Source organism: Bradyrhizobium genosp. L, assembly GCF_015624485.1.
Taxonomy (GTDB): domain Bacteria; phylum Pseudomonadota; class Alphaproteobacteria; order Rhizobiales; family Xanthobacteraceae; genus Bradyrhizobium.
On sequence record NZ_CP061378.1, the window covers coordinates 2441430 to 2454087 of the forward strand.

A 12658-nucleotide genomic window follows, 5' to 3' on the forward strand; every position below is an offset into this window, starting at 1 on the left:
TCATGGCGATCCCGCAGAGCCGCGACGTGATCATCGGCATCGACGCCGGAACGTCCATGATCAAGACGGTGGCGTTCACGCGTGACGGAAGGCAGCTCGCGGAGTTCTCGCTGCCCAATAGCTACAGCACGGCGCCGGGCGGGCGGGTCGAGCAGGACATGGCGCGGACTTGGACCGATACCGTCGCCGCGCTGCGCGGGCTCGTCGCCGCGGTGCCGGATTTCACCGCGCGGGTCGCGGCGGTCGCCGTCACCGGACAGGGCGACGGCACCTGGTTGATCGACGACGATGGCCATCCGATCGCGCCGGCGCTGCTCTGGCTGGATTCCCGCGCCGGCAGCCTGGTCGAGGCGATCCGCTCCGGTGATCGCAACGCGGCGCTCTATCAGCGGACCGGATCGGGTCTCAACGCATGCCAGCAGGGCCCGCAACTGGCCTGGCTACAGGCCCACGCACCGCAGACCTTGTCGCGGGCCGCCACCGCCTTTCACTGCAAGGACTGGCTCTATTTCCTGCTCACCGGGCAGCGCGCGACCGATCCGTCCGAGGCGAGCTTCACCTGCGGCAATTTCCGCAAGCGCGGTTTCGACACCGAGACGGCGGAGCTGATCGGCATCTCCGATTGCACCGCCTTGTTTCCTGACGTCGTCGACGGCGTGACGACGACGCATCCGCTGAGCACTGCTGCGGCGCTGGAGACCGGGCTGCCGCAGGGCGTACCGGTCTCGCTCGGCTATGTCGACGTGATCTGCAACGCGCTGGGCGCGGGGCTCTACGATCCGGCGCCCGATGTCGGCTGTACCATTATCGGCTCGACCGGCATGCACATGCGGCTGGCGTCCAGCGCGGAAGCAGTCGTCCTGAATCCCGAGGCCACCGGCTACACCATGCCTTTCCCGGTGCCGGGCCATTATGCGCAGATGCAGTCAAACATGGCCGCGACGCTCAACATCGACTGGTTGATCGATCTCGCGCGCGATCTGCTGGCTGCCGAAGGCGTGACGCGCTCGCGTGCCGACCTGATCCTTAGGCTCGACGAGCGCGTGCTCGCGGCGCGGCCGGGCGAGCTCTTGTTTCATCCCTTCATCTCGGATGCAGGCGAGCGGGGTCCTTTCGTCTCGCATGAGGCTTGCGCGCAATTCCTCGGCTTGCGTTCCCGCCATGGCTATTGGGACCTGATGCGCGCGGTGATGGAGGGCCTCGCCTTCGCCGCGCGTGATTGCTATGCCGCGATGGGCGCGCTGCCTCGCGACCTGCGGATCACCGGCGGCGCCGCGCGAAGCCGCGCGCTCGGCTCGATCCTTGGCGCCGCGCTCGAATGCAATGTGCAGATCTGCAGCCGTGGCGAAGCAGGAGCAGCGGGCGCCGCGATGATCGCGGCGGTGGCAACCGGGATCTATCCGGACATGGCGGCGTGCGCGGAGCACTGGGTCACGCCGTGCCTCAACGCCCCGCAGGGCTTTGATGCGAACCTGGCCGCGCACTATTCAAGGATGTTCCCGGCCTATCTCGACGCCAGGCTCGCGGCGCGCCCGGTCTGGAAGCAGCTTGCGGCGCTGCGCACGGGAGGCGGCCATGTCTGAGACCATCGCCATCATCGGCGATCGCTTCATGCTGCCGTCGGTGTTTGCCGAACGGATCAATGCGGCCTGCGGCAATGCGGTCGAGATCCGGATGCTGGAGCAGCCATGGCCGGACGAGCCGATGGAGCACGGCTATGCCGGCTCCAAGCTCGACGGCTTGAAGGAGTTCATGGGCGATCCGAACGAGATCATCGCCTTCATCGGCGATGCGCCGATGCTGGTGACCCATCTGGCACCGATGTCGCGATCGATGCTGGAGCAGCTGCCGAACCTCAAATTCGTCGCGGTGTCGCGCGGTGGCCCGGTCAATATCGACATGCAGGCGGCGCGCGACCACAAGGTGCTCGTCGTCAATACACCGGGCCGCAATGCGAGCGCGGTGGCCGAGTTCACCATCGGCGCCATCCTCGCCGAGACGCGGCTGATCCGCAGCGGACACGAGGCCATGCGCCGTGGCGAATGGCGCGGCGACCTCTATCGGGCGGACCGCACCGGCCGCGAGCTCGGCGAAATGACCGTCGGCATCGTCGGCTATGGCGCGATCGGCAGCCGCGTGGTGAAGCTCCTGAAGGCGTTCGGCTGCAAGATCCTGGTCGCCGATCCCTATGTCCAGCTCACCGCGCAGGACCGCAATGACGGCGTCGAGCATGTCGCGTTGGCCGACCTGCTGGCGCGCGCCGACGTCATCACCCTGCATGCGCGGGTGACGGCCGAAACCACCGGCCTGATCGACCGTGCCGCGCTCGCGCGGATGAAGCCGGATGCGACCTTCATCAATACCGCGCGTGGCCCGCTGGTCGACTATGACGCGCTCTACGACGCGTTGTCCGCGGGACGGCTCGGCGGCGCGATGCTCGACACCTTCGCGGTCGAGCCGGTGCCGCCGGATTGGCCGTTGCTGCAACTGCCCAATGTCACTCTGACGCCGCACATTGCCGGCGCCTCCGTGCGCACCGTGACCTTTGCCGCCGAACAAGCGGCCGAGGAGGTTCGCCGGTATCTCGCCGGCGAGCCGCCGCTCAATCCGTGCTGACGACGAAAGGTGATTTCGACATGACCCGCGAGGAACGACAATTGCGCGAAGCAATCATCGCCAAATGCCGATGGATGAATGCGTCGGGCCTCAATCAGGGGACGTCGGGCAATATTTCCGCCCGCTACAAGGACAGGATGCTGATCACGCCGTCGGCCACGCCTTACGACGCGATGAAGCCGGAGATGATCGCATCGATGCCGCTCGAGGGCGAGTATGGCGCCTGGGAAGGACCGTTGCAGCCGTCGACCGAATGGCGCTTCCACCTCGACATCATGCGCGGCCGGCCCGACGTCGGCGGCGTCGTCCACACCCATTCGACCTATGCCACCGTGCTCGCGATCGCGCACAAATCCATACCGGCGTGCCACTACATGATGGCGGCGTTCGGCGGCCACGACATCCGTTGCGCCGGCTATGCGCGCTACGGCACGCCCGAACTGTCCGAGCATGCGCTCAAGGCGCTCGAGGGCCGCAACGGCTGCCTGCTCGCCAATCACGGCATGATCGCCGTCGGCGCCAATCTCGACAAGGCGATGTGGCTTGCGGTCGAGCTCGAGACCATCGCGCGGCAGTATTATCTTTCGCTCGCGCTCGGATCGCCGCAGATCCTCAGCGAGGCGCAGATCGCCGAGACGGCGCAGGGCTTCTCGACCTATGGTCTGCAGGCGCCGAAGCCCAAGTCCGCCAAGGCGCGTGCAGCAGGAAAGGCGGCGGCGCGTCGGCGGGTCGAGAAGAAGCGCAGCAAGACGCGATGACTGCGGCCGCACCGGGCCCGGGCAGGGACCACGGGCTCGTCGACATCGCCATCATCGGCGGCGGCATCAATGGCGCCGGCATTGCCCGCGATGCGGCCGGGCGCGGCCTCAAGGTGCTGCTGTGCGAGAAGGACGACTTCGCCGAGGGGACCTCGTCGCGCTCCGGCAAGCTCGTGCATGGCGGACTGCGCTACCTCGAGCACTACGAGTTTCGCCTGGTGCGCGAGGCCCTGATCGAGCGCGAGGTGCTGCTGGCGTCGGCGCCGCACATCATCTGGCCGATGCGCTTCGTGCTGCCGCACTCGCCCGAGCAACGGCCGGCTTGGCTGATACGGACCGGGCTGTTCCTCTACGATCATCTTGGCGGCCGCAAGCAGCTGCCGCCGAGCCGCGGGCTCGATCTGTCGCAGGCACCGGAAGGCGCGCCGTTGCGTGACGAGTTCCGTCGTGGCTTCGAATATTCGGACTGCTGGGTCGACGATGCGCGGCTCGTGATCCTCAATTTGATCGACGCCGCCGGCAACGGCGCTATCGTCCTGCCGCGGACCCGTGCGGTCAGCGCCCGCCGCGAGCAGGGCATCTGGCGCCTGGAGATGCAGGGCGAGGATGGTGACCATCAGGTCGTGCGTGCGCGCGCGCTGGTCAATGCCGCCGGCCCCTGGGTCCGCGATGTCATGCAGGGCGTCGCGGGCGTGAACGCGACCCACAATGTGCGGCTGGTCAAGGGCAGCCATGTCGTGGTGCCGAAATTCTGGAGCGGTCCGCAGGCCTATCTGCTCCAGAACGCGGACCGTCGCGTGATTTTCGTCAATCCGTATGAGGGCGACCTGGCGCTGATCGGCACCACGGATATCCCCTATGACGACCGCGCCGAGGATGTCGCGATCGACGGCGGCGAGATCGCCTACCTGCTCGACGTGCTGCAGCGTTATTTCCGCGCGGCGCCGCGCGAGGACGCGATCGTGCACGCGTTTTCCGGGGTGCGGCCACTCTACGACGATCAGTCGGACAATCCCTCCGCGGTGACCCGAGATTATGTCTTCGAGCTTGATGGCACCGCGGAACAGCCGCCTTTGCTGGCGGTGTTCGGCGGCAAGATCACGACCTACCGCCGGCTCGCCGAGCACGCGCTCGGCCGGTTGGAGCCCTGGTTTCCGAAGCTGTTCCCGGCGTGGACGGCGGGCAGGCATCTGCCCGGCGGCGACATCGGCGACACCTTCGATGGCTTCGCGACCGACCTCGCGCGCGCCTATCCCGATCTGCCCCGACAGCTGATCCAGCACTACGCGCGGCTCTATGGCACGCGGGCCCGCGGCTTGCTTGAATCGGCCCGCAGCGTGTCTGATCTCGGCCGTCACTTCGGCGGCAACTTCTATGAGCGCGAGGCCGTCTATCTCCGGGAGACGGAGTGGGCAGCGAGACCCGCCGATTATCTCGAGCGGCGGACCAAGCACGGCTTGCGGCTGACGCGCGCGGAACGCGACGCCTTTACGGCGTGGCTCTGAACGACGCCATTTCAAGTTTTTCCAGGTGAACCGTGCAAAGGAACGAGAGGCCGCCGCCATCTTTTGGTGGACGGGCTGGCCGGTTTCGCAGTTAATGGCCAGCGCGCCTTGCGCATTCGATCTGGAAGGGTGGTGTAAGTGTCTGATTTTGTTAATATTGTACTTGTAGTCTTGATCTGACACGCCAACCTTCATCAGCACGATGGGACAAATCGTTCGCAAGCCGTTCAAGACCTACCACCATGGCGATCTGCGCGATGCGCTGATCGAGGCCGCCTTGCGCGAGGTCGAGCTCGGCGGGCCGGAGGCGATCAGCATCAAGGCGCTGGCCAAGCAGCTCGGTGTCTCGCAGCCGGCGCCGTACCGGCATTTCGCCGACCGCGACGCGCTGCTGGAAGCCGTGACTGCGGAAGCCTTCCGCCAGTTCAACGTCATCATGCGGGAGGCGATCGAGCAGCCGGGCAAGGCATCGAAGCTGTCGCGCTTCGCACAGGCCGCGCTCGCCTTCGGGCTGCAGCGCCACGGCATCTATCGGCTGATGTTCGCATCGCGCACCATGGCCTGCGCGCCCAAGGGCAGTGAACTACACACCGCGGCGATGGAAACGCTGGCGCTGTTGATCGAGGCCTTTGAGGCCCCCGCCGTCGGGCTGTTGCGCGAGCGCCAGGCGCTGAAGATCTGGGCCAGCCTGCACGGCATCGTGATGCTGGCCGAGCAGGGGCTGCTGACCGGCGAGGTCGGCCAGATCAGCCGCGAAGAACTGCTGGACGAGATCGTCGAGCAGACCAAGCTCGCGCTATCCGTCGCGCTGAACGCGGCGGAGGAGAAGGCGTAGCCGTTCTACTTCGGCGAACGCGGATCGATGGGCGTCGTGCCGCGCAGGCCCAGAATATCCTCCAGCGCCTTCGCGCCGGCGAGCAGCTGCGCCTCGGCGCGCGGCTTTGCCACCATCTGCAGGCCGATCGGCAGACCTGACGCGGTGAAGCCGCAGGGCAGCGACAGCGCCGGACAGCAGGCCAGCGTGATCGCGTAGACGATGCCGAGCCATTCGACGTAGTTGTCGAACTTTTTGCCGTCGCATTCGGCGACGTAGCGGTTCTCGATCGGGAACGGCGGCACGATGGTCGCGGGCGCCAGCAGCAGGTCGTATTTGTCGAAGAATTCGAGCGTCCGCGCGGTCATCGCCACGCGCTGCGCCTCGGCGCGCTCCAGCTTCTCGACCGTGAGCTTCAGCCCTTCCTCGATATTCCAGATCACTTCCGGCTTGAGCAGGTCGCGCTTGGTGCGCAGCAGTTCGGCCTTGCTGATCGCGAAATCGAATGCGCGCAACACGTGGAAGCATTCGTGGGCCTCGCGCAGATCGGGATGGGCTTCCTCGACGATCGCACCTAGCTCGGCAAAGCGCTCCGCCGCCTTGCGGGTGACGGCCTTGACCTCGGGGTCGACAGGCGTGATGCCGAGATCGGGCGAATAGGCGATGCGCTTCGGTTTGTTGCCGGAGCGCGCAGCGGACAGGAACGATGTCGGCAGCACCGGCAGCGACAGCGGATCGGCGGCATGCTCGCCGCTCATCGCATCCAGCAGCAGCGCGAGATCCTCGACGTTGCGCGCCATCGGCCCCTGCACGCCGAGCGTACGGTTGACGCCGAATTTCGGCGTGTGCGCGACGCGGCCGATCGACGGCCGCAAGCCGACGATGCCGCAGAAGCTCGCCGGGTTGCGCAGGCTGCCGCCCATGTCGGAGCCGTGCGCGAGCCACGCCGTGCCGCTGGCCAGCGCCGCCGCGGCGCCGCCGGAGGAGCCGGCGGCCGAGCGCGAAGTGTCCCACGGATTGAGGGTTCGGCCGAACACCTCGTTGAACGTGTTGGCACCGGCGCCGAATTCCGGCGTATTCGACTTGGCGTAGATCACTGCGCCATTGCCTTCGAGATGCTCGACCAGGATGTCCGACTTCGCCGGGATATTGTCCTTGAAGATCGGCGAGCCTTGTGTCGTCAGCACGCCGGCGACGGCGGTGAGGTCCTTGATCGGCACCGGAAGGCCGGCGAGCAGGCCGCGTTCGACGGCGGGCTTCTGCATCAGGGTTTTGGCGTGCGCGCGGGCGCGGTCGAAGCAGAGCGTCGGCAGCGCGTTCACCTTGCCGTCCACCTCCGCAATGCGCGCTTCCAGGACATCGAGCAGGTCGAGCGGCGTGACGTCACCGGATTTCAGTTTGTCGACGACGGCGCAGGCCGTTTCCTTCACCAAACCCTGATCTGCCATGCGCCTGTCTCCGTTCGTTCTGCGACTTCAGTTCTTGTTGCTGTAGAGCATTTTGCCGGAAGTTGGAAACCACCAAGATCGCGAGCGGTCTGCTCGTTCCACGTCATCCTGAGGTGCGAGCGGAGCGAGCCTCGAAGGACGACGTGGCCCGCGACCCATCCATCGAGACGCCGCTTCGCGGCTCCTCAGCATGCCGTCAGAGCAAGTGGCGAATCCGAACTCCTAACCCCACCCCGACGTCAGCCCGCCATCCACCGTGTAGATCACGCCCGACGTATACCCCGCGCGGTCGGACGCCAGAAACGCCATCAGGTCGCCGATCTCGCGTGCATGCGCGGGGCGGCCGAGCGGCAAACCTTTCTGGAATTCCTTGTAGCGGTTCTCGTCGCCGAACTGGTTCTTGGCGCGGGTCTTCAGCAGGGTGACGTGGCGGTCGGTGCCGACCGGGCCGGGATTGATGCCGACGACGCGGATGTTGTCGGCAAGGCTCTTGCCGCCGAGTGCGCGGGTAAAGGCCATCAGCGCGGCGTTGCCGGCGCTGCCGCAGATGTAGTTGGCGTCGAACTTCTCGCCGGCCGCGCCGATGTCGTTAACGATGACGCCCCCGCCGCGCGCCTTCATCTGAGCGTAGATCTGCCGCGTCAAATTGATGTAGCCGAACACCTTCAGCTCCCAGGCGTGGCGCCAGATCGCCTCGTCGATCTTGTCGATTGAGCCGCCCGGGATATCGCCAGCGTTGTTGACGAGGATGTCGATGTCGGCGGCCTCCTTGGCGAGGCGCGCCAGATCGTCCGGCTTGCGCAGATCGACGACGCTAATCGCGGCATCGATCTGGTGCGCCGAGCGCAACCGTTCGGCGAGCGCCTTCAGCTGCTCGCCGTTGCGGGCGGCCAGCAGCAGATGGGCGCCTTCCTCGGCAAAGGCTTCGGCGGCGGCCGCGCCAATGCCCTTGGAGGCGCCGGTGATCAGGACACGCTTGCCGCGCAGATGCAGATCCATGGGATGTCTCGCTTGCTATGAGGAACGGATATCGGCGAATTTGGTGGGGCAGGGTCGCGCCGCGGTCAACACTGCACTGCAGCGTTGCACTCGCTTGAAGTTTGGTCCATTGCAGGGCGATCAGGATAGGCGGCTTGGCCAGCCGGGCAAATCACAAGGGTGTTCTCGATGAGCAGGAAGCAGTATCGGATCGCGGTCATTCCGGGCGACGGCATCGGCAAGGAAGTGATGCCCGAGGGTCTGCGCGTCATCGAGGCGGCGGCGAAGAAGCACGGCGTCGACGTCAAGTTCGATCATTTCGATTTCGCCTCCTACGACTATTACGAGAAGCACGGCGAGATGATGCCGGCGGACTGGAAGGACAAGATCGGCAAGCATGACGCGATCTATTTCGGCGCGGTCGGCTGGCCGGCAAAAATTCCTGACCACGTCTCGCTGTGGGGTTCGCTGATCAAATTCCGCCGCGAGTTCGACCAATACGTCAATCTGCGCCCGGTACGGCTGATGCCCGGCGTGCCGTCGCCGCTGGCGGGCCGCAAGCCCGGCGACATCGATTTCTGGGTGGTGCGCGAGAACACCGAAGGTGAATACTCGTCGGTCGGCGGCCGCATGTTCCCTGACACCGACCGCGAATTCGTCACACAGCAGACCGTGATGACCCGCATCGGCGTCGATCGCATCCTGAAGTTCGCCTTCGAGCTGGCGCAGTCGCGGCCGAAGAAGCATCTGACCTCGGCGACCAAGTCGAACGGCATCTCCATCACCATGCCCTATTGGGACGAGCGCGTGGAGGCGATGGCCAAGAACTTTCCGAAGGTGAAGTGGGACAAGTACCACATCGACATCCTCACCGCGAACTTCGTGCTGCACCCCGATTGGTTCGACGTCGTCGTCGGCTCCAACCTGTTCGGCGACATCCTGTCCGACCTCGGGCCGGCCTGCACAGGCACGATCGGCATCGCGCCGTCGGGCAACATCAATCCGGAAGGCAATTTCCCATCCGTGTTCGAACCGGTGCACGGCTCGGCGCCCGATATCGCAGGGCAGGGCATCGCCAATCCGATCGGCATGATCTGGTCGGGCGCGATGATGTTGGAGCATCTCGGCGAGAAGCAGGCCGCGGATGCCATTGTCGGCGCGATCGAGCGCACCCTCGGCGAACGCACGCTGCGCACGCGGGATCTTGGCGGCAATGCCGACACCACGGCCTGCGGCAAGGCGGTCGCGGAGATGGTGGATTAAGTCAGAGGGCGTAGGGTGGGTTAGCGAAGCGTAACCCACCGATTTTTGACCGCAGAAAGATGGTGGGTTACGCCTTCGGCTAACCCACCCTACGATTTCTATTCCTTCACGATCCTTCGGCAATGCTCCCACGCCGCGTGGATCAAATTCTCGCTTGCTTCCGGCGTGCGGAATGCCGAATGGGCCGACAGCGTCACGTTCGGGATCTTGGTCAGTGGATGATCCTTCGGCAGCGGCTCGGTGTTGAAGACGTCGAGGCCGGCATGACGGATGTGACCTGACTTGAGCGCGTCGATCATCGCCTCCTCGTCGACAATTGCGGCCCGCGCGGTGTTGACCAGGATCACGCCCGGTTTCATCTTCGCGATCTTCTCGCGCGTGACCAGCCCGCGGGTCTCGTCGTTCAAAAGCAGATGGATCGAGACCACGTCGCTCTTGCCCAGCACCGTGTCGAGATCGACGAACTCGACGCCGGGATAGGCTTTTGGCGACCGGTTCCAGGCGATCACCGTCATGCCGCTGCCGAGTGCGATGCGGGCGACTTCGGCGGCGATGCCGCCGAAGCCGACCAGGCCGAGCGTCTTGCCGGTCAGCTGCGTGCCGTCCTCGCGCAGCCAGTTGCCGGCGCGCATCTCGCGGTCCATCTGCGCGATCACGCGCGCCGACGACCACATCAGTGCGATCGCGGATTCCGCCACCGCGGTGTCGCCATAGCCCTTGATCAGGTGCACGGAGATGCCGAGCTCGGCGAGCTCTTCCGGGTTCATGTAGCTGCGCGCGCCGGTGCCGAGGAACACGACATGCTTCAGGCCAGAGCATTGTTTCGCGACCTCGGTCGGCAGTGCGGTGTGGTCGACGATCGCGATTTCGGCGCCGTCGAGGATCGCAGGGTATTGCTCAGGCGTGATGTCGGGATCGCGATTGATACGCACCTTGGGATCGCCCGGTCTCTCCAGCCGCTCGATGACGACGGCGAGCGATTCATTGGCGTCGACGAATACTCCGCGCACGGCAGGCCTCCGGTGTTGGGATGATTACGACGCGACGCCGGCGAGCGCGAGCACGGTGTGCAGCAGCACGTTGGCGCCGGCCGCGCAGTCGGCCTGCGTCGCATCTTCCAGCTCGTTGTGGCTGATGCCGTCCTTGCAGGGCACGAACACCATCGCCGCCGGCATCACCGTGTTGAGGTTGCAGGCGTCGTGGCCGGCGCCGGAAGTGATGCGGCGATGCGAGTAGCCGAGCTGGGTGGCGGCCTTCTCGACCGCGTCGACCAGCTTGGGATCGAAATGCGTCGGTGCCTTGCGCCAGACCAGATCGAGCTGCACCGCGACCTTGCGGCGCGCTGCGATCTCGGCGGTCGCCGCGCGCAGGTCGCTATCCAGCGCGTCCATGATCGAGGCGTCCGCGCTGCGGCAATCCACAGTGAAGGCGATCTCGCCGGGGATGACGTTGCGCGAGGGGTTGGCGATCACGGCTTCGCCGATGGTGCCGACCGCCTTGGGGCCGTGCTTTTTGGCGATGCTCTCCATCGCCAGCACGATCTCGGACAGCGTCGCCAGCGCGTCGCGGCGCAGCGGCATCGGGGTCGAGCCGGCATGGCTCTCGAAACCGGTGATCTTGCCGTCGTACCACAGCACACCCTGGCCGGAATCGACGACGCCGATGGTCTTGCCCTCGGCCTCCAGAATCGGCCCCTGCTCGATATGCAGCTCGACGAAGCCGGAGAATTTCTGCCGGCCGACCGGCGCATCGCCGCGATAGCCGATGCCGTCGAGCGCCTGCGCCACCGTGACGCCCTCGGCGTCCTTGCGCGACAAAATGTCGTCGGTGGTGAAGTCGCCGACATAGGCCGCAGACGCCATCATCGCCGGCGCGAACCGCGAGCCTTCCTCGTTGGTCCAGTTGCAGATGCAGATCGGCAGCTCGGTCTCGATACCGGCGCCGTTCAGCGTGCGGACCAATTCGAGCGCGGCGAGCGTGCCGAGGATGCCGTCATATTTGCCGCCGGTCGGCTGGGTGTCGAGATGCGAGCCGACCCCGATCGGCGCCTTCGACATATCCCTGCCTTTCCTCAACCCGAACATCGAGCCGAGCGCGTCGACATGCACCTCGAGGCCGGCTTCCTCGCAAGCCTTGCGGAACCAGTCGCGCACCTGCTTGTCCTCGGCGCTCAGCGTCAGCCGCCGCACGCCACCTTTCGGCGTCGCGCCGAACTGCGCGGTTTCGTGGATGGCGCCCCAGAGGCGGGCGGAATCGATCTGCAGGTTGGTGACGGCTCGGCTCATTGCGGCGCTTCCCTTTACGCGACCGTTTTTTCATGACGCGCCACTCTCGCGCCGTCAACTGCCACGCTTGCCTGCGCGATCTGCTCGGCGAGATCAGCGACGCGCTCGATCGCGACCGCGTCGGGGGAGGCGAGCCAGCTTGCGGTGAAGGTCAGCGGCGGCAGCTTGAGGTCGGTGTCGAGCTGTTGCAGCCGGCCGTCGGCGAGCTCGTTCTCGACGATCGCCGACGGGATCACTGCAATGCCGAGACCTTCATTGGCCATGTGGATCACAGTCGCAAGCGAGGTCGAGGCATGCAGCCGGATTGGCGGCAGATCGGGCGCGTTGAACAATGCTCGCACGGTTTCATAGGGCTGGGTCTTGCGTGGAAAGGTGATGATCGGAAACCGCGCCAGATCCTGACGTGCCACCGGCCCCTTGCCGAGGCCGAGCGCCGGGCTGGCGAGAAAGCCGATCGGATAGTCGCACAACACGCGGTTATGCACGCCGGAGGCCGAGACCGGGCCGAGCACGAAGGCGAGTTCGATCTCCTGCGCGAGCAGCCGCGGCGTGAGATTGGGCGTGATGTCGACCTCGATCTCCAGTGACAGGTTCGGGTAGAGCTCGTTGACGCTCTTCACCAGCCGCGGCAGCCAGGTGTGCACGATAGTCTCGGCGACGCCGAGCCTAAGCGCGCCGCGCATCGCCGAGCGGTCGCCGATCTCGGCCATCATCTCCGAACGAAGCCCGATCAGCTTCTCGGCATAGACCATCATCTGCCGCCCGCTCGGCGTCGGGGAGGCGACGCGGTGATCCCTGTTCAACAGCTTGACACCCATCTCGCGCTCGAGCTGGGCGATGCGCTGCGAGATCGCCGGCTGGGTGGTGTTGAGCCGCGCGGCGGCGCCACGGAAGCTGCCGAGCTTGACGACCCAGAGGAAGGTTTCGATCGAGCGGAAGTCCGTCATCGGAAGTATCTTTCGATCGATAAATCTGATTTATCGATTTTGAT

The 12658-nt window shown here is 65.8% G+C and carries 11 protein-coding genes; 6 read left to right on the forward strand and 5 right to left on the reverse strand.

Annotated features, from left to right (window positions below):
• The first annotated feature begins 2 nt into the window (after positions 1-2).
• The 5 genes from IC762_RS11270 to IC762_RS11290 all read left to right on the forward strand — a co-directional run bounded on the left by IC762_RS11270 (position 3) and on the right by IC762_RS11290 (position 5714).
• Positions 3-1583, forward strand: a complete 1581-nt coding sequence (locus IC762_RS11270; RefSeq protein ID WP_195788867.1) for an FGGY-family carbohydrate kinase — start codon at positions 3-5, stop codon at positions 1581-1583.
• Positions 1576-2616 (forward strand): 2-hydroxyacid dehydrogenase, encoded by a 1041-nt coding sequence (locus tag IC762_RS11275; protein WP_195788868.1) that lies wholly within the window; start codon positions 1576-1578, stop codon positions 2614-2616. Before IC762_RS11270 ends, IC762_RS11275 begins: the two co-directional genes overlap by 8 nt.
• Positions 2617-2636: 20 nt before the next feature.
• A complete protein-coding gene (locus tag IC762_RS11280) occupies positions 2637-3374 on the forward strand; it encodes a class II aldolase/adducin family protein (RefSeq protein ID WP_195788869.1) in 738 nt (245 codons plus the stop codon).
• Positions 3371-4879, forward strand: coding sequence for a glycerol-3-phosphate dehydrogenase (locus IC762_RS11285; RefSeq protein ID WP_195788870.1), 1509 nt, complete (start codon positions 3371-3373; stop codon positions 4877-4879). The genes IC762_RS11280 and IC762_RS11285 overlap by 4 nt, the downstream gene beginning before the upstream one ends.
• A 202-nt stretch (positions 4880-5081) precedes the next feature.
• On the forward strand, positions 5082-5714 hold the full coding sequence (locus tag IC762_RS11290; RefSeq protein WP_195788871.1) for a TetR/AcrR family transcriptional regulator: 633 nt from the start codon (positions 5082-5084) through the stop codon (positions 5712-5714).
• A gap of 5 nt (positions 5715-5719) precedes the next feature.
• Here the strand turns inward: IC762_RS11290 and IC762_RS11295 are convergent, their stop codons facing one another.
• Both IC762_RS11295 and IC762_RS11300 read right to left on the reverse strand, forming a co-directional pair.
• Complete coding sequence (locus IC762_RS11295) at positions 5720-7141, reverse strand: amidase (protein WP_195788872.1); 1422 nt, start codon at positions 7139-7141, stop codon at positions 5720-5722.
• 222 nt (positions 7142-7363) lie between these two features.
• On the reverse strand, positions 7364-8140 hold the full coding sequence (locus IC762_RS11300; protein ID WP_195788873.1) for an SDR family oxidoreductase: 777 nt from the start codon (positions 8138-8140) through the stop codon (positions 7364-7366).
• Between the two features lie 168 nt (positions 8141-8308).
• Here IC762_RS11300 and IC762_RS11305 point away from each other — a divergent pair, with 168 nt between their 5' ends.
• Positions 8309-9382: a tartrate dehydrogenase gene (locus IC762_RS11305; RefSeq protein ID WP_195788874.1), complete on the forward strand. Its 1074-nt coding sequence runs from the start codon at positions 8309-8311 to the stop codon at positions 9380-9382.
• A 98-nt stretch (positions 9383-9480) separates the two neighbouring features.
• Here IC762_RS11305 and IC762_RS11310 read toward each other — a convergent pair whose 3' ends face one another.
• From IC762_RS11310 to IC762_RS11320, 3 genes are read right to left on the reverse strand one after another with little or no spacing between them, the layout of a single operon-like run.
• Entirely contained in the window at positions 9481-10392 is a 912-nt protein-coding gene (locus IC762_RS11310; protein ID WP_195788875.1) for an NAD(P)-dependent oxidoreductase, read from the reverse strand.
• Positions 10393-10416: 24 nt separating this feature from the next.
• Positions 10417-11667 carry a Zn-dependent hydrolase gene (locus IC762_RS11315; protein ID WP_195788876.1) on the reverse strand — a complete coding sequence of 417 codons (1251 nt, stop codon included), beginning with the start codon at positions 11665-11667 and terminating at the stop codon, positions 10417-10419.
• Positions 11668-11681: 14 nt separating this feature from the next.
• Positions 11682-12614, reverse strand: coding sequence for a LysR family transcriptional regulator (locus IC762_RS11320; protein ID WP_195788877.1), 933 nt, complete (start codon positions 12612-12614; stop codon positions 11682-11684).
• Positions 12615-12658: the final 44 nt, after the last annotated feature.